General features: G+C 62.2%; 1 protein-coding gene. It reads right to left on the bottom strand.

Features of this window, described 5'->3' with window-relative positions; translation table 11 throughout:
- Nucleotides 1–284, bottom strand: a 284-nt coding sequence (locus tag QWI17_RS19400; RefSeq protein ID WP_302724184.1) for a carbon storage regulator, incomplete at its 3' end; no start/stop codon positions are given.
- Between the last annotated feature and the right edge of the window lie 73 nt (nt 285–357).

The raw sequence follows: 357 nt of genomic DNA, 5'->3' as shown, positions 1-357 counted from the left end.
AGCAGGTCTTCGTCAGGATCTTCGATGCGCTCGCGGTCACGCAGCCAGCGGTAACGGCGCGCATCTGCCGCCAGCTTGACGTGCTCGTCGATGCTGAACGCTGGCGCTTCATCGACGGTACCTTCAGCCACGCGGCGGGCGTGGATCTCTTCGCGGTCAACGATCACCCCGCGCGGGGCCTCAATCCCCAGGCGAACCTGACAGCCGTTAACCTGGGCCACGCTGACCCGGATGTTGCCGCCGATGATGACGGCCTTGCCGATGTTCCGGCTGAGCATAAGCATGTGAATCTCCTTATTTCGGGCAAGCCGGTGGCCTGCCGCGTTTGTTGGCTTTCGCAAAAATCAGGGTTGGATC

Source organism: Gilvimarinus gilvus (genome assembly GCF_030518155.1).
Lineage (GTDB): Bacteria > Pseudomonadota > Gammaproteobacteria > Pseudomonadales > Cellvibrionaceae > Gilvimarinus > Gilvimarinus gilvus.
Note: the sequence above shows the minus strand (reverse complement) of the source record. Positions and strands in the feature narration are given on the sequence as shown.